This is a genomic window from Empedobacter sp. GD03797, from assembly GCF_029842105.1.
Classification (GTDB): Bacteria; Bacteroidota; Bacteroidia; order Flavobacteriales; family Weeksellaceae; genus Empedobacter; species Empedobacter falsenii_C.
Window position 1 is genome coordinate 313,304 of sequence record NZ_JAOCFS010000001.1, and the last position, 16,013, is coordinate 329,316.

General features: G+C 32.3%; 16 protein-coding genes and 1 pseudogene. 13 read left to right on the forward strand and 4 right to left on the reverse strand.

Annotation, left to right across the window (positions count from 1 at the left end; genetic code table 11):
• Positions 1–23 precede the first annotated feature (23 nt).
• Positions 24–605, reverse strand: a complete 582-nt coding sequence (locus N5D90_RS01755) for a DUF6642 family protein (RefSeq protein ID WP_115000667.1) — start codon at positions 603–605, stop codon at positions 24–26.
• A gap of 107 nt (positions 606–712) precedes the next feature.
• Here N5D90_RS01755 and N5D90_RS01760 point away from each other — a divergent pair, with 107 nt between their 5' ends.
• Positions 713–1,366 carry a class I SAM-dependent methyltransferase gene (locus N5D90_RS01760; RefSeq protein WP_038331641.1) on the forward strand — a complete coding sequence of 218 codons (654 nt, stop codon included), beginning with the start codon at positions 713–715 and terminating at the stop codon, positions 1,364–1,366.
• 105 nt (positions 1,367–1,471) lie between these two features.
• Positions 1,472–3,238, forward strand: a complete 1,767-nt coding sequence (locus N5D90_RS01765; RefSeq protein ID WP_280061381.1) for a long-chain fatty acid--CoA ligase — start codon at positions 1,472–1,474, stop codon at positions 3,236–3,238.
• A gap of 36 nt (positions 3,239–3,274) precedes the next feature.
• On the opposite strand, the gene N5D90_RS01770 is transcribed toward N5D90_RS01765, so the two are convergent.
• Positions 3,275–3,661 (reverse strand): hypothetical protein, encoded by a 387-nt coding sequence (locus tag N5D90_RS01770; protein WP_115000663.1) that lies wholly within the window; start codon positions 3,659–3,661, stop codon positions 3,275–3,277.
• A gap of 121 nt (positions 3,662–3,782) precedes the next feature.
• Here N5D90_RS01770 and N5D90_RS01775 point away from each other — a divergent pair, with 121 nt between their 5' ends.
• The 11 genes and pseudogenes from N5D90_RS01775 (at position 3,783) to N5D90_RS01825 (ending at position 11,833) form a co-directional block, all read left to right on the forward strand.
• Positions 3,783–5,546: a long-chain fatty acid--CoA ligase gene (locus N5D90_RS01775; protein WP_280061382.1), complete on the forward strand. Its 1,764-nt coding sequence runs from the start codon at positions 3,783–3,785 to the stop codon at positions 5,544–5,546.
• A gap of 86 nt (positions 5,547–5,632) precedes the next feature.
• A complete protein-coding gene (locus tag N5D90_RS01780; RefSeq protein WP_280061383.1) occupies positions 5,633–6,166 on the forward strand; it encodes an STM3941 family protein in 534 nt (177 codons plus the stop codon).
• Positions 6,167–6,193: 27 nt separating this feature from the next.
• Positions 6,194–7,501 carry a DEAD/DEAH box helicase gene (locus N5D90_RS01785; protein ID WP_180906721.1) on the forward strand — a complete coding sequence of 436 codons (1,308 nt, stop codon included), beginning with the start codon at positions 6,194–6,196 and terminating at the stop codon, positions 7,499–7,501.
• Between the two features lie 11 nt (positions 7,502–7,512).
• Positions 7,513–7,809: a Dabb family protein gene (locus tag N5D90_RS01790; protein ID WP_180906722.1), complete on the forward strand. Its 297-nt coding sequence runs from the start codon at positions 7,513–7,515 to the stop codon at positions 7,807–7,809.
• Positions 7,810–7,930: 121 nt separating this feature from the next.
• Entirely contained in the window at positions 7,931–8,185 is a 255-nt protein-coding gene (locus N5D90_RS01795; protein WP_115000654.1) for a type II toxin-antitoxin system Phd/YefM family antitoxin, read from the forward strand.
• A complete protein-coding gene (locus tag N5D90_RS01800) occupies positions 8,186–8,443 on the forward strand; it encodes a Txe/YoeB family addiction module toxin (RefSeq protein ID WP_115000653.1) in 258 nt (85 codons plus the stop codon).
• Between the two features lie 136 nt (positions 8,444–8,579).
• Positions 8,580–9,341, forward strand: a complete 762-nt coding sequence (gene map, locus N5D90_RS01805) for a type I methionyl aminopeptidase (protein WP_115000652.1) — start codon at positions 8,580–8,582, stop codon at positions 9,339–9,341.
• A gap of 6 nt (positions 9,342–9,347) precedes the next feature.
• Complete coding sequence (locus N5D90_RS01810) at positions 9,348–9,647, forward strand: hypothetical protein (protein ID WP_038331664.1); 300 nt, start codon at positions 9,348–9,350, stop codon at positions 9,645–9,647.
• A gap of 212 nt (positions 9,648–9,859) precedes the next feature.
• Complete coding sequence (locus tag N5D90_RS01815; protein ID WP_115000651.1) at positions 9,860–10,432, forward strand: YceI family protein; 573 nt, start codon at positions 9,860–9,862, stop codon at positions 10,430–10,432.
• A gap of 26 nt (positions 10,433–10,458) precedes the next feature.
• Positions 10,459–11,277: pseudogene (gene ygiD, locus N5D90_RS01820) on the forward strand (4,5-DOPA dioxygenase extradiol).
• A gap of 37 nt (positions 11,278–11,314) precedes the next feature.
• A complete protein-coding gene (locus N5D90_RS01825; RefSeq protein ID WP_115000649.1) occupies positions 11,315–11,833 on the forward strand; it encodes a YceI family protein in 519 nt (172 codons plus the stop codon).
• Positions 11,834–11,885: 52 nt separating this feature from the next.
• On the opposite strand, the gene N5D90_RS01830 is transcribed toward N5D90_RS01825, so the two are convergent.
• Positions 11,886–13,349: an alanine/glycine:cation symporter family protein gene (locus N5D90_RS01830; RefSeq protein WP_280061384.1), complete on the reverse strand. Its 1,464-nt coding sequence runs from the start codon at positions 13,347–13,349 to the stop codon at positions 11,886–11,888.
• Between the two features lie 234 nt (positions 13,350–13,583).
• On the reverse strand, positions 13,584–15,926 hold the full coding sequence (locus N5D90_RS01835; protein WP_280061385.1) for an ATP-dependent helicase: 2,343 nt from the start codon (positions 15,924–15,926) through the stop codon (positions 13,584–13,586).
• Positions 15,927–16,013 lie beyond the last annotated feature (87 nt).

Consider the following 16,013-nt stretch of genomic DNA (forward strand, 5'->3'; position numbering starts at 1 on the left):
TTTTTTGTGTAGTTAATTTAGTTTTAATGATACAATCTAAAACCTAATTTCAGGCATATATTTGCATGTTTATCAAACAACGCATGTACAAGCTCTTCTTCGTCATCAATTTCTTTCGCTAAACAAAAATAATATTGATCCAAAATCGTACTCAAAATTGGAGAAGGATTTACATATCCAGACAAAGCTTTTGCGCCCGTCACATCAATAAAATATTGAAAACTTTCGTCTTCCAAATCCAAATTCATTGTATTCGAAAAATGAACAATTTTATCAGTTAATTTTCCTTGAAAAATCTCAGCAACTTCTTCCAAACTATAGTAATAATCATCAATTTGAATTTGATTTCCTTGTCCTTCAAAAACTAAATAAATGATTTTATAATCTCTAAAATATTTATCATGATAAAGAAGATTGGTCAAACTTTCCTCGAAACCTTCAAAGCTATCAGTCGTTTTATAAACATTCGTAATCTGAAATTCTCGCGCCAAATGTTCCAAAAATTCCAATAATTGCGAATCATTTTGCTCTTCAATATCTGCTACAGATTCCAAACAAAACAGTTTGAAATCATCTTCGTCTTCAGTTCGTATAATATCCCTCATCTATTTTACTATTTTTCAAAGGTAAGATGTAATTTTTAAATGATTAAAATCACGCGTATAATGATTAATATTTATTAATTTAGAATTATTCTATATAAATAAATTAAATGAAAAATAATATTGATTTACAAAGCCTTGCGAAACAATTGAGTTGTCCAAATGGAGACGAAGGAATTGAAATTGGTGAGCAAATGAGTGAAAGTAATTTTGGAATGACGAAAATGACAATAGATCATTTACAATTACAAAATCAAGAACAAATTTTGGAGTTAGGTCATGGAAATTGTAAGCATTTATCTTATGTATTGAATCAAGCAAATGGTTTAGAATATATTGGTTTAGAACTTTCACAGGTCATGAAAAATAGTGCTATTATGAACAATTCTGATTATTTGAATGCAAATATTAGATTTGAAATAATTACGGATGAAAGAATTCATTTTTATGAAAAACGCTTTGATAAAATTTTCACGGTAAATACAATTTATTTTTGGAAAAATCCTGAATTTTTCTTGAGTGAAATTTATAGAGTCTTGAAATTCAACGGGAAATTTGCGCTTACTTTTGCTAAAAAGGAATTTATGGAAACATTGCCTTTTACTCAATTTGGCTTCAATTTGTACACAGAAGATGAAGTGATAAAACTATTGAAATCTGCTAAATTTTCGATTGAAGATACAAAAACATTTTCGGAAAGTGTGATTAGTAAAGCTGGCGAAAAAGTTGAAAGAGAGTATAGTATAATTATTGCAAAAAAGTAAAATGATTTTTATTGATAATAAACTTAATTTTTTTGAGAAAAGAATGAGCAAATAATTTCTAAAGTAGAAAGAATTAGCAGAAATTTGTATCCTTATTTCAAGAATATGAAACAACCGCAAAGAGTATTCGATTTACCTCGATTTCAAGAAAAAAATACACCTAACATTTCGATTTTTAATTACAAAGAAAAAGGAGAATGGAAGGGAATTTCGACAACAGATTTTATCAATCGAGTAAATAATATTTCGAAAGGTTTGATTGCAAATGGCGTTCAACCAAATGATAAAGTTGCGTTGATTTGCGAAAATCGTTTGGAATGGAATTTAGTAGATTTTGCAATTCAACAAATTGGAGCTGTCGTTGTGGCAATTTATCCCAATATTTCGGACAATGATTACGAATTTATTCTAAATGATGCCGAAATCAAACTTTGTTTTGTGAGCAATGACGCGTTGTATCAACGATTATTAGGAATTAAAGATCGTATTCCAAATCTTGAACAAGTTTATACATTTAATACTTATCCGCATACACCAAATTGGATTGAATTAATTTCGAAAGGAATTTCTATTGCTGATGAGGTTTTACAAACGAAGATGGACAATGTAAAACCAACTGATTTAGCAACTCTTATTTATACTTCTGGAACAACTGGAAATCCGAAAGGTGTGATGCTTTCTCACGAAAATTTATTGGCTGATGTCAATAGTTCCGAATATTCTTTTCCTGTAAAAGCGTATGATAAAGCGTTGTCTTTTTTACCTGCTTGTCATGCGTATGAACGCGTCTTTCAATATGTGTACATCAAAATGGGCTTACCAATTTATTTTGCGCAATCAATGGATACGATTGGGCAAGATATGAAAGAAGTTCAACCGCATATTTTTTCGGCTGTTCCACGTGTTTTAGAGAAAGTTTACGATAAAATTATGGCGACTGGAGAACAATTGACAGGAATTAAAAGAGCATTATTCTTTTGGGCAATTTCGTTAGGAGAACAGTATGATTTAGATGAATCAAAGCTTTCTGCTTGGTATAAATTTCAATTAAATATTGCTCGAAAATTAATTTTTTCGAAATGGAAAGCAGCGCTTGGCGGAAATGTTAAAGGAATTGCTTCGGGAAGTGCAACTTTACAAACTCGTTTATTGAAATTGTATTTAGCTGCCGGAATTCCAATTTACGAAGGTTATGGTTTAACAGAAGCTGGACCATGTTTGTCTGTAAATTGCATCAAACGTGGAATGAAAATCGGAACTGTCGGAATTCCTTTGATTGATATTGAAATTAAATTAGCTGAAGACGGAGAAATCTTAGCAAAAGGAAAAAATATCATGCAAGGATATTATAAAAATCCTGTAGCGACTGCTGAAGTTTTGAAAGATGGTTGGTTATATACGGGCGATATTGGCGAATGGGTTGATAATAAATTCTTAAAAATTATCGATCGTAAAAAAGAAATGTTCAAAACTTCTGGAGGAAAATATGTTGTTCCGCAACAAATTGAGAAAATTCTTTCAGAATCTAATTATATCGAACAAATTATGGTGGTTGGAGAAGGACGAAAATTCCCTGCTGCTTTGGTTATTCCTTCGTATGAAAACTGCATTGATTGGGCAAAAACAAATGAATCTTCATTGATTAATTTACCTCTTGAAGAATTTTTAACGCATCCAAAAATTTATGAATTGATAGGAAATGAAATCAACAAATTAAATGTCAATTTTGGAAATTGGGAAAAGATTAAAAAATTTCATTTATTACCTTATGAATTCACAATTGAAGCGGGAGAATTAACGCCAACTTTGAAAATGAAACGTAAAGTTATTCTAAAAAAATACCAGAAAGAATTCGAAGAAATTTATAAATAAAAAAATCCCTCAACTCATCATGAATTGAGGGATTTTTTATGGATTCATTCTTCCATTAGAATATCCTCGAATCACAGTATAATTTACTTTTCTTATACTATCCATAAAAGAAGCGTTATCGGTATATATAATAAAATCTACTTTTTCTTTGATATTTCCATGAGTTTCAAATTCATTATAAAGTGAATTAACTTGAAGTTTTCCTTTATTCTCCTTTAAGAATAATTCAAAAAATGAATCATTTCCACCTTTTGGAATAAAATAATTAGTTGGTAAATATTTACAATCACAATTATCAGTGCTCAAATAATAGTGTCCAGAACATTGTAATTCATATAATTTAATATCTCCAATTTTATAAGACTTTTTAAAATCAGAGCTACAAGAGTAAAATAATAGTAGAAATAGAATTAGATATTTCATAATTGTAATATTTATGACGAAAATAATTCTTTTTAAGTTGAAGATAAAATTTTTGAAAAACTCATCATTTTATGCTATTTTCGACGAATTCTTTTCAAAATTACAAAACTATAAGTGCACTATGGAAGCAACCAGAATTTTTGATTTACCAAAACGTCAGCTGGAGAAGTTTCCTGATTTATCCATGTTTGTATCCAAACAAAATGGAGAATGGAAACCGATGAAAACCACAACTTTTTTAGAACATGTTAATGCAATCTCAAAAGGATTGATCGCTTGTGGAGTTCAACCAGGTGAAAAAGTGGGATTAATCTCAGAAAATCGTGTCGAATGGAATATGATAGATTATGCGATACAACAAATCGGAGCTGTTGTGGTAGCGATTTATCCGAATATTTCTGACAACGATTACGAATATATTTTTAGCGATTCGGCTATAAAATTGTGTTTTACAAGTAATCTCGATTTGTACACGCGAATCAATCAACTAAAAACAAAATTGCCTTCATTAGAGCAATTGTACTCGATTGATGAGTTTGAAAATACAGAAAGTTGGAATGTTTTAATCGAAAAAGGAAAAACAATTCAACAAGAAGAAATAGACAAACGTGCCGCAAATGTAAAGCACGAAGATTTAGCTTTTTTAATCTATACGTCAGGAACAACAGGAAATCCAAAAGGCGTGATGTTGTCGCACAAAAACATTATTGCAGATGTGATTGCGTGTGAATATTCAACACCACTTGATCCTTATGATCGTGCTTTGACCTTTCTTCCAGCTTGTCATGCGTATGAGAGAACAATTCAATATTTGTATGTGTACATGGGAATTTCGATATATTTTGCAGAATCGATGGAGAAGATTGGCGATAATTTAAAAGAAATCAAACCGCATATGATTACGGCTGTTCCTCGTGTGATTGAAAAAGTGTACGAGAAAATCATGCAAACGGGAGCGCAATTATCAGGTTTTAAGAAATCTATTTTTGATTGGGCTGTAAAAGTTGGCGATGAGTTTGTGTTAGAAGACGATCAGCGTTCGGCAATTTATAATTTGAAATTAGCAATTGCTCGAAAATTGGTTTTACATAAATGGTACGAAGGACTTGGGGGTGAACTAAAAGCCATTGTAACGGGAAGTGCAGCGATTCAACAACGAATTGTTCGTGTATTTTTAGCTGCAGAAATTCCAATTTATGAAGGTTATGGATTAACAGAAGCTTCACCAGTAATTGCGGTGAATTGTTTTCGTCGAGGGAAAAAGATTGGAACTGTTGGACCTCCGCTGAAAGGTGTTGAAGTAAAATTGGCCGATGATGGCGAAATTTTAGTAAAAGGTGATATTGTGATGATGGGTTATCATAATTTGCCAGAAAAAACTGCCGAAGAAATCAGAGATGGTTGGTTATATACGGGGGATATTGGCGAATGGGTTGACAATAAATTCTTGAAAATTGTTGACCGTAAAAAAGAAATGTACAAAACTTCGGGAGGAAAATATATTGTTCCACAACAAATCGAAATGAAAATGGTAGAATCGCCATTCATCGAGCAATTGATGGTTGTTGGAGAAGGCGAGAAGTTTCCTGGTGCTTTTGTGGTTCCGAGTTATACAAATCTCAAAAAATGGTCGCAGTCAAATGCTTCGGAAATTGTAAATCTTCCTCATGATGAATTTCAGAAAAGCAATGTTGTCAAAAAGAAATTAGAAGAAGAAATCAATCAACTGAATAATCATTTTGGACATTGGGAGCAAATCAAAAAGATTGCAATTATTCCAAATGAAATGACTGTAGAAGGAGGAGAGTTGACGCCTACACTAAAGTTTAAACGAAAAATTATTTTAGAAAAATATAAGAAACAATACCAAGAAATTTTTGGATAATTTAGAAAGAGTCTCAGTTTTTGAGGCTCTTTTTTTATAACCTTTAATTAAGATTAAAATCTATATTTTTGTAAAAACAAAATCAGTTGAATTCAGTTAAAGTTTACGCAAAACAGACAAGCAATTGGGGATTATTATTCGGTAGTCTTTTATTTATTGCTTGTTCAATTTATTTATTTTTAAACGCCAATCAAGTTAATTCTCCGCAAACTGCAAAAGTTTTAAGCGGAATTTTATTTATTCCAAGTCTTTTATTCATCATAATTTCAATCAAAAAATTGATGAAAAAACAATTGATTTTATTGATCGATAAAAAAGGAATTGTTTACAAACCTACGGATCAATTGAATTATATTGAATGGGAAAAGATTCTAGAAATTGAAGAGCTGAAATTACCTCGTCAACGTGTTATTAATATAAAAGTTGTTGATGCTGATAAGTTTATCAATAATGAATCTCAAAAATTCCTACAAGTGCGCATGAGATTTTGGAATAAAATGTATGGTGCTGTTGTTTCGTTTGACGCAAATACATTAGATAAAAATCACTTCGAAATCATGAATCTTTTTGATGAATTTATGGAAGATTATAAGATTTCTACAGTGTCAAAAAATGATTAATTCGAAAGAATAGACTATTTTTGCAGCATGCAAATCGATTTACTTTATAAAAATTTGGGCATCAAAGATATGAATGCAATGCAACGTTCAGCATTCAAAATGTCCGAAAATCAACGAGATTTAATTCTATTATCACCAACAGGTTCTGGTAAAACATTGGCGTTTTTATTTCCGACTTTAAGAGATTTAAATCCAGATGTAAAAGGTGTTCAAACCTTAATTTTAGTTCCTGCGCGTGAGTTAGCTTTACAAATCGAAACAGTTTTCAAATCGATGAAATCTGATTATAAAGTAACGTGTTGTTATGGTGGACACAATACAAAAGTTGAGCAAAATACTTTGTTAGAAGCTCCGGCTGTATTAATCGGAACTCCAGGACGTATTGCGTATCATTTGCGTAACGAAAATTTTGATCCTTCAACTGTTCAGACTTTAATTTTAGACGAGTTTGATAAAGCGTTAGAATTAGGTTTTCAAGAAGATATGAGCTTTATTGTTGAGCAACTTTCTGGATTGAAACAACGTATTTTAACCTCTGCTACAGAAATGGAAAATATTCCAGAATTTGTTGGATTGAATGACGAAAAAATCGTGAGTTATCTAAAACAAATCGAGGTAAAACCAGATTTACACATGAAAGTGGTGAATACCATTTCAGAAGAAAAATTGGATACATTATTCAATTTGATTTGTAAAATTGGAAGCAAACGTATGTTGATTTTCTGTAATCACCGCGATGCAGTTGATCGTATTAGCAATTTGTTGCATGAAAAAGGAATTGCGCGCGAAAGTTTTCATGGAGGAATGGAACAAGATGAGCGTGAACGTGCATTACTGAAATTCAGAAATGATTCGGTTAGAGTTTTAATTACAACAGATTTGGCTGCGCGTGGTTTGGATATTCCAGAAGTAGATTCGATTATTCATTATCAATTACCTGCAAAAGAAGCTGCTTTTATCCACAGAAATGGACGTACAGCTCGTATGAATGCGAAAGGTTTTGTATATTTAATTATCAGTAATGAAGAGCATTTTCCGTTTGTAAATGAAAATTTACCTGTCGAAAATTTAGGAGGAACATATAAAATTCCAGAACGTACACCTTACCAAACGATTTATATTTCTGCAGGGAAAAAAGACAAAGTAAACAAAGTTGATATTGTAGGATTCTTGTTCAAAAAAGGAGGTTTGGAGAAAAACGATGTTGGAATTATAGAAGTAAAAGATACCACTTCGTATGTTGCGATTAACCGTAAAAAAGTTCCAGATTTATTGAAAAAATTGAACGGTCAAAAAGTAAAAAATAAGAAAGTAAAAATGCAAATTGCATACTAAAATATAAATTTATGTTAGCACACCACGTATTATTTTGGTTAAAAGATGACGCTACAGAAGCTGAAGTGAATACATTTCATCAAGCTTTGAAAGATTTAGAACCAATTGCTCCTTCAGCATTTTTTCATGTTGGAACGCCTGCAAATATCGAAAGAGATGTTATCGATGCTTCGTATTCGTTTTCTTTGTTTGCAGCTTTCGAAACGATGGAACAATTTGAGACGTATCAAAAACATCCACAACATATTGAGTTTTTGAATGGTCCAAATAAACTAGCAAAACGAGTATTAATCTATGATGCAGATTAATAATTATAAAAAATATAAACTTAAATCCGTCAATTTGACGGATTTTTTTATTTTCTAAAAATTTGTAAATCAAGTTGATTTATAATTAATTGTACATATATTTGTACAAAATATTGTACATATGTTGATAACAAGTATTTCTGAATTTAGAAAAGATATGAAAGAATATTTTGATCGTGTGACGAATAATTTTGAAACATTGATTATCAATCGTGGAAAAAATTCTGGTGTTGTTATTATGTCTTTAGAAGAGTATAACTCACTAATGGCTACAAATTATGAGCTTTCTTCTCGCAAAAATGAAGAGCGTTTGGATGCTGCAATTGAGAAATTAAAAACTCAGAAAACGTTTACAAAAGAGTTAATCGAAGAATAAATGAAAATCGTTTTTGTTGATGAATCTTGGGAAGATTATTTGTATTGGCAAAAAACAGATAAATCTAAATTGAAAAAGATCAATGAATTGATTAAAGATATTGCTCGAAATCCTTTTGATGGTCTGGGGAAACCAGAAGCTTTGAAACACAAATATGTAGGTTTTTGGTCAAGAAGAATAGATCATGAACATCGGTTAATATATCGTGTTGTAGAAGATGAAATTCAAATCGCGAAATGTCGTTTTCATTATGATTAATATACTTCTTTATCAATCAACAATATAATCTATTATACAATAATCACGAATTTCTATCAAAATAAGCGAATAATCGTTGCAAATACACGTAAATTTGCAAATGATTTCTGAAAAGGAAATCAATAGAATTTAAGCAATGATTATAGAGACAGAAGAAGAGTTAATCGGAATGAAAAAAGTCAGCGAAGCTGTAGCTGTTACTCTTAAAGAGATGAAAGATTATGTAAAACCTGGAATGTCAACAAAAGAATTGGACGATTTTGGTGCGAAGATTATGCACAAATTTGGTTGTAAATCAGCTCCTTTCGAGACATATCAATTTCCTGGTTATACTTGCTTAAGCGTGAATGAAGAAATTTGTCACGGAATTCCAAGAGCTGATAAAATTTTGAAAGATGGAGATGTTATTAATATTGATGTTTCTGGAGAATTAGGTGGTTTTTGGGCTGATAATGGAGGTTCTATTGTTGTTGGAGAAGATGTAAATGGTTATCAAAAAATTGTTGATGCATCGATTTCTGCACTTCAAAAAGCAATTGCGGCTGTAAAATCTGGCGTTAAAATCGCTGATATTGGTGGAATTATTGAGAAAGAAGCAAAAAAACATCATTATCATGTGATTGAGAATTTAACTGGTCATGGAGTAGGGCGTTCGTTGCACGAAGAACCGTTAGATTTGATGAATTTCAGAGATCCAGATGATAAACGTCGATTCCGTAAAAACTCTGTGATTGCGTTAGAAACTTTTATTTCTGAAAATTCTTACGAAGCAATTGAACAAGCGGATGGTTGGACGATGATAGGAAATGCTCCTGGCGTTTTTGCGCAACACGAACATACTGTTTTGGTAACTTCTGAAGGTCCTATGATTTTGACGCACATGAATGGTAATTGGTAAAATTATATGAAGAGAAACGAATATATTAAAGTAGACCGCGAAGTGGTCAAAAAAATGAGCGAAGATATTCAGGCTTATTTAACAGAAAATAAGTTGGAACGTGTAAAAACGAAGGACATGATGCCTTTCTTAATAGAAAAAGGATATTTTCCTCACGATCGTAAAAAAGGATATCCTTTACGTCAGATTCTAACTGATTTGAAAAAATCGGAAGAATTACATTTATTACCACAAGCATTTCCAGAATATTTGGAAGTCGAGAATAAAAAAACATCTACCTACTGGTATTTTAGTCCAGTAAAATAATATTAAACACTTCTATTGAAGTGTTTTTTTATTGTTAACGAATTCAAAATCTTTACTTTTTGGAATATTAATTGATACAATCTGATTGTTTTTTAGTTGAAAAAATCAAGTTTTTTAATTTCTTATCTTATGTCAATGAAATCTCATTGAGGTCTGAGCTAAATTTGTCCTATCAAAATAATTAATTAAAAACAATCAAATAATCATTCGTTATGAAAAAATTATTATTCACGTTAATGTTATCAGCAGCTTCAATGTCTGCATTCGCTCAAAATTATACAAATGATAAAGCACACTCAAAATTAGGTTTTTCTGTTTCGCACATGACAATTTCTGATGTTGAAGGACAATTCCAAAATTTTGATGTTCATTTAAACTTTACAAAAGAAGATTTAAGCGATGCAAAATTTCATGTAGTTGCAGATATCAACTCTATCAATACAGGAGTTGAAGCACGTGATAATCATTTGAAATCAGCAGATTTTTTCAATGCAGCAAAAAATTCAAAATTAGAATTCTCTTCAAAAGGAATCACACGTGTTAAAGGAAATCAATTTAAAATGATTGGTGATTTAACATTAAACGGAGTAACTAAACCAGTTGCGTTAAAATTAGTTTACAACGGAAGTATCAATAATAACGGAGTTAAAACGTACGGATTTACAGTAAAAGGAAATGTAAAAAGAAGTGATTTTAACATCGGTGGTAATTTCCCAGAAGCTGTTGTAGGTGATGTTGTTACCTTAACATCTAACTTAGAATTTGCAGCTCCAAAAGCAAAATAATAATAAATAAAATATGTCATAAAATCGTGGATTTCAATACGTTAAAATCAATTACTTCAAGTTTTTCTACAACTGATAAAATGCCAGTTTTATTTTTAGGACATGGCTCTCCGATGAATGCAATCGAAGAAAATATTTTTGTAGAAGGTTGGAAGAATATTGGAAAAACAATCCCAAAACCAAATGCGATTATTTGTATTTCGGCACATTGGGAAACGAAAGGGACTAAAGTTACGGCTTTAGAACAACCGAAAACGATTCACGATTTTTATGGTTTTCCGCAAGCTTTATTCGATGTTGAATAACCAGCACCAGGAAGTCCAGAATTGGCTACAGAGGTCAAAAATTTAATTAAAACAACAGATGTCGATTTAGACAAAATGTGGGGATTTGACCACGGTTCTTGGAGTGTGATTAAATTTTTGTATCCAGAAGCAGATGTTCCGATGATAGAACTGAGTTTGGATGTTTATAAAATGCCAAAAGAGCATTACGAATTAGCAAAGGAATTAGACGCTTTGCGTAGTAAGGGTGTATTAATAGTAGGAAGTGGGAATGTTGTACACAATTTGAGAGCGTTAAATTGGAACGAGCCAAATGCTGGTTACGATTGGGCTTATGAGGTGAATGATACATTCAAGAATATTGTTCAAACAGGTAATCACGACGAATTGTTCAATTTTGTACAAAAAGGTAGCGCATTTAATCTCGCCGTACCATCTATGGAACATTATTTGCCATCTATTTACGCATTAGCATTACAAGGAAAAGAAGAGGAAGTAACACTTTTTAATGACAAATTAATTTACGGATCATTAGGAATGTTATCATTCAAAATAGGATAAATAAATCAATTTAAATAACAAATAAAAACAAAACATTATGGCAACAAAATGGAATTTAGACCCTTCTCATTCAGAAGTTCAATTTAAAGTAAAACACATGGTAATTTCTACAGTAACAGGAAATTTTGATCATTTCAATGCTGGTGTAGAAAGTAATAGTAACGATTTTTCTGATGCAAAATTTGAATTTGATGCAAAAGTAGATTCAATCAATACAAAAAATTCAGATCGTGATGGACATTTAAAATCAGCTGATTTTTTCGCTGCTGAACAATTTCCAGAAATGAAATTTGAAAGTACTTCAGGTATTCAAAACGGAAAAATTGAGGGAACTTTAGAAATCCGTGGAGAGAAAAAACCAATCACTTTAAATGCAGATTTTGGTGGAGTTATTACTGATCCTTGGGGATTAGAAAGAGCTGGTTTCGAATTCTCAGGCGAAATCAATCGTAAAGATTACGGATTAGGATGGAGCCAAGTAACAGAAGCAGGAGGATTAGTTGTTTCGGATAAAGTAAAATTATTGGTGAATTTAGAGTTTACTCAAGCCCAATAATCATAATTTTTAATAGCAAAAAAGCCACTTCCAACGAAGTGGCTTTTTTGTATTATTTATTTTTGTTCTCCCAAAAAGTAGCATTTTTAATTCCGATTTCTAACGGATTGAAATCAGGATTTTTAATTCCTTTTTTACGTTTGTCTTTATAATCTTTCCAGACTTTAAGCCCAACTCCGCTCAATAATAAAATAGCGATAACATTTACCCATGCCATTAAACCTACACCAATATCACCAATTGCCCAAGCAGTTTCAGCAGTTTTGATTGTTCCGTAATACGTAGCGCCCAAGAAACAAAAACGTAAAATCCATACATAAACTTTTGTATTTTTTCCTTTGAAAATGTATGTAATATTCGTTTCCGCATAATAGTAATAAGCCATAATTGTTGTAAAAGCAAAGAAAAACAAAGCAATTGCAACAAAACTATTTCCGAATGAAGGGAAATGACTAGAAACGGCTGCTTGCGTAAAACCTGTATAATCTACGCCGGGAAGATTTTGAGTAATGAAACTTCCCGCTTTTTCTGGGTGATTTACATTGTATTTTCCTGTAAATAAAATCATAAAAGCAGTTGCTGTACACACGAATAATGTATCGATGTAAACAGAAAAAGCTTGTACTAAACCTTGTTGTGCAGGATGGTTAACTTCGGCAGCAGCAGCAGCATGTGGAGCAGTTCCTTGACCAGCTTCGTTAGAATAAATTCCACGTTTTATTCCCCAAGCAATTGCCGATCCAAAAACTCCACTATAAAGCGATTCTTGATTGAAAGCTGATGAAAAAATTAATCGTAAAACTGATGGAACTTGATGAATATTCATTCCAATAATGATGATTGCCATTAAGATGTAAGCACCTGCCATAAAGGGAACGATAAATTCAGAAGCTTGTCCTAAACGTTTTACACCTCCAAAAATAATCAGGGCTAATAATCCAATAATGACGAATCCTACTATGTTGATTGGAATCCCAACAAAATTATAAATAGGAATATCAAACGCGTTATTCAAAGCAGATGAAATACTATTGGACTGAACGCCTGGTAATAATAATCCGCAGCTCATAATTGTAATGATTGCGAATAAAACTGCGTACCATTTGATTCCTAAACCTTTTTCGATGTAATATGATGGTCCTCCACGATATTCTCCATTGATTTCTTGTTTGTAGACTTGTCCCAATGCAGATTCGATGAAAGCAGATGCACTTCCTAAAAATGCGATAAACCACATCCAGAAAATTGCTCCAGGTCCTCCCATTGCGATTGCGGTAGCTACACCAACAATGTTTCCTGTCCCTACACGACCAGATATGGCTAAAGAAAAGGCTTGAAAAGGTGTAATCCCCTTGTCTGATTTTTCGCCACTAAATAGCAAGCGAACCATGTCTTTTATGTAAACGATTTGTAAAAATCCGGTGCGAATAGAGAAGTAAATTCCTGTTAAAGCGCAAAGTCCAATTAAAGCATATGACCAGACGTAGCTGCTTACGAGATTGATGATATCATCCATTTGAGTATAAAATTTTTGTTCTTGTGTTTATTTGTGGTGCTAAAATGCTAAAAAAATCTTAATATATGATATTTATTATTTCTTTTTTTCAACAAAAGATTTGAACAATTTATACTCAATAAGTTAAAGGAGTTATTTATTAGTGATTAAAGTTTAGGTTTATATTTTAGTATTTAAACAATTGAAAATAAATAGAAAAAGGTTACAAATTATTGTAACCTTTTCTGTTTTATATTATGATCGAATAATTTTTAGTTTAGCAAAATTTAAGAGTAATTTTTTCTCTCCAGCATTATCAAAATGAATAATTGCTTTCATATCTGATGGTTCTCCTTGAAAATCTTTCACAATTCCACGTCCAAAACGATCGTGAACGACAACTTGACCAACTTGCAGACCTTGAGCATTCGCTGTTGATGAAGTACTACTTTTTGTTTGATTAACTGGTTTGAAATTTGATCTTGGTTGAGCTGATTCTACACGTGCTCTCGGGTTAGGTCGTGCAACCGATTTTTCTCGTTGTTGATACTGTTGCGGCGTTGGTTCATCTCCAAATAAATCAGCTGATAATCCACTATTATTAGAAGCTCTTGCAGAAATATTAAGATTTTTCCAATCCAAGAAACTATCATCAATTTCTTCTAAGAAGCGAGAAGGTTCGCAATCGATAATTTTGCCCCAACGAAAACGTGAAACAGAATAGGTCATATAAGCCACTTTCTCAGCACGCGTCAAGGCAACATAAAATAAACGACGCTCTTCTTCTAACTCAGCGCGCGTGTTAACGCTCATCATAGAAGGGAAAAGATTTTCTTCTAAACCTGCAATAAATACAACAGGGAATTCTAAACCTTTTGCTAAGTGAACAGTCATCAAATTTACCTTGTTATCGTCATCTTCTTCGTTGTCCGCATCAGTTGCTAAAGCAATATTTTCTAAGAAACCTCCTAAAGAAGCGTCTCCTTCGTCTAATTGTTGTTGTTCTTCAACATAACCTTGAATTGAATTCAACAACTCTTGAACGTTTTCTAAACGAGAAACACCTTCTGGAGTAGAATCTTCTTTCAACGCATTCAACAATTGTGTCGTTTTTGCCATTTCCATCGTTACTTCGTATACATCATGCGATTTTAACATGACTTGGAAGCGCTTAATCATCAACACAAAATCATTCAGTTTGTTTGCTGTTCCTGCATTTATACCAATTGTTGGCGCATACATCGCAATATTTTCAATTAAAGAAAATAAACTAATTTGATGTTGATCTGCTGCGACCAAAAGTTTAGAAATTGTTGTTTGACCAATTCCACGTGCTGGATAATTGATTGTTCGCAATAAAGATTCTTCATCATTTTGATTTATCAATAATCGCATATAGCCTACCATATCCTTAATCTCTTTGCGCTGATAGAAAGAGGTTCCGCCATAAACACGGTACTGAATTCCTCTTTTTCTCAAGGCTTCTTCTAATGCACGAGATTGAGCATTGGTACGATAAAGAATAGCAAAATCTTTTGGTTGAAGATGTTCATTGATCTGTCTTTCCCAAATCTGAGTTGCAATATAACGCGCTTCATCAGCATCAGAAAGTCCACGATAAACGGCTATTTTTTCACCAGTTTCATTTGCTGTCCAAACATTTTTTTCTAATTGATCTTGATTTTGTTTGATAATCTGATTCGCTGCTTCCACAATCATTTGTGTCGAACGATAATTTTGTTCTAATGGATACAATTTCGCGTCAGGATAATCAGATTTGAATGATAAAATATTTCGAATATTTGCACCACGGAAAGCATAGATAGATTGCGCATCATCACCAACTACACAAAGATTTTCGTAACGAGAAGCCAATGCTTTTACAATCAAATATTGCGAATGATTGGTATCTTGGTACTCATCTACCATAATGTATTTGAAACGTTCTTGATATTTTGCTAAAACTTCAGGAAAACGCGTCAAAATTTCGTTGGTACGCAACAATAAATCATCAAAATCCATTGCACCAGATTTGAAACAACGATCTACATAAGCTCTATAAATATCGCCCATTCGAGGTCGCATTGCTTCATTATCTGCTTCAATTAAAGCTTGATTGTTATGATAAGCTCTAACTGTAATCAAGTTATTTTTGTATTGAGAAATTCTTCCCAAAACTTGTTTTGCTTTGTAAATATCTTTATCCAAATGCATTTCGTTAATAATCTTTGTCATTACCGAAACTGCATCTTGTTGATCGTAGATTGTAAAATCTGATGGATAACCTAAAAGCGGTGCTTCAACACGTAGAATGCGCGCAAAAACAGAGTGGAAGGTACCCATCCAAAGAGCTTTTGCATTCGCTTCACCAACCACATGTCCGATACGTTCTTTCATTTCTCGGGCAGCTTTATTGGTAAATGTTAAAGACAATATATTGAAAGCATCAACTCCTTTATTTAGTAAATGAGCAATGCGATAAGTTAACACTCTCGTCTTTCCAGAACCCGCACCTGCAATCACCATTACTGGACCTTCGGTAGCTTCTACAGCCAAACGCTGTGGTTCGTTCAGTTTTTCTAAATAATTTTCTTCCATCGTGTGCAAAGTTAACCTTTGTGGTGTAAAGGATAAAATAATTTTGAAAGATTATATATTTTCTTATATAGATGTATTGTTAATTAT

Bases quoted from the DNA above. Each gene is read 5' to 3' on its own strand.
- N5D90_RS01755 (WP_115000667.1), bottom strand. From the start codon at position 605: ATGAGGGATATTATACGAACTGAAGACGAAGATGATTTCAAACTGTTT.
- N5D90_RS01770 (WP_115000663.1), bottom strand. From the start codon at position 3,661: ATGAAATATCTAATTCTATTTCTACTATTATTTTACTCTTGTAGCTCT.
- N5D90_RS01760 (WP_038331641.1), top strand. From the start codon at position 713: ATGAAAAATAATATTGATTTACAAAGCCTTGCGAAACAATTGAGTTGT.
- N5D90_RS01790 (WP_180906722.1), top strand. From the start codon at position 7,513: ATGTTAGCACACCACGTATTATTTTGGTTAAAAGATGACGCTACAGAA.
- N5D90_RS01795 (WP_115000654.1), top strand. From the start codon at position 7,931: ATGTTGATAACAAGTATTTCTGAATTTAGAAAAGATATGAAAGAATAT.
- N5D90_RS01775 (WP_280061382.1), top strand. From the start codon at position 3,783: ATGGAAGCAACCAGAATTTTTGATTTACCAAAACGTCAGCTGGAGAAG.
- N5D90_RS01830 (WP_280061384.1), bottom strand. From the start codon at position 13,349: ATGGATGATATCATCAATCTCGTAAGCAGCTACGTCTGGTCATATGCT.
- N5D90_RS01815 (WP_115000651.1), top strand. From the start codon at position 9,860: ATGAAAAAATTATTATTCACGTTAATGTTATCAGCAGCTTCAATGTCT.
- N5D90_RS01800 (WP_115000653.1), top strand. From the start codon at position 8,186: ATGAAAATCGTTTTTGTTGATGAATCTTGGGAAGATTATTTGTATTGG.
- map (WP_115000652.1), top strand. From the start codon at position 8,580: ATGATTATAGAGACAGAAGAAGAGTTAATCGGAATGAAAAAAGTCAGC.
- N5D90_RS01785 (WP_180906721.1), top strand. From the start codon at position 6,194: ATGCAAATCGATTTACTTTATAAAAATTTGGGCATCAAAGATATGAAT.
- N5D90_RS01765 (WP_280061381.1), top strand. From the start codon at position 1,472: ATGAAACAACCGCAAAGAGTATTCGATTTACCTCGATTTCAAGAAAAA.
- N5D90_RS01810 (WP_038331664.1), top strand. From the start codon at position 9,348: ATGAAGAGAAACGAATATATTAAAGTAGACCGCGAAGTGGTCAAAAAA.
- N5D90_RS01835 (WP_280061385.1), bottom strand. From the start codon at position 15,926: ATGGAAGAAAATTATTTAGAAAAACTGAACGAACCACAGCGTTTGGCT.
- N5D90_RS01825 (WP_115000649.1), top strand. From the start codon at position 11,315: ATGGCAACAAAATGGAATTTAGACCCTTCTCATTCAGAAGTTCAATTT.